This window comes from Halomonas sp. SIMBA_159, from assembly GCF_046536035.1.
Lineage (GTDB): Bacteria > Pseudomonadota > Gammaproteobacteria > Pseudomonadales > Halomonadaceae > Vreelandella > Vreelandella venusta_A.
In genome coordinates, this window is record NZ_JAWJBT010000351.1 from 1 (window position 1) to 283 (window position 283).

Genomic DNA, 283 nt, shown 5'->3' on the forward strand with positions numbered 1-283 from the left:
CCTGCGAGATATTCTCGGCACATTTCGCCGGATCCCAAACAACGGCATTGCATTCCTGCTGCAAACGTTCGCTAATCCCCAATTCCTCCAGCCTCGTGTCACCGCTAATCACGACCGACTGATCTCCCAGCTCTTTACACAGACGTATTGCAGCTTCTGCCGCCTTCGCCTCGCTGGTCAGCTCACAGCGCGTCAACATAACATCGCTGGCAAACTGAATAAACGCGTCACAGCGCTGCTGTTGGTTAAGTTGGGTAAGCCGCTCGTTAGCATAGTTGTTAAG

At 53.0% G+C, this 283-nt stretch carries 1 protein-coding gene; it reads right to left on the reverse strand.

Translation table 11 applies throughout. The features are described from left to right. The coding region (locus tag R0J87_RS19585) for a hypothetical protein (protein WP_498888337.1) at nucleotides 1–283 on the reverse strand (283 nt) is incomplete at both ends.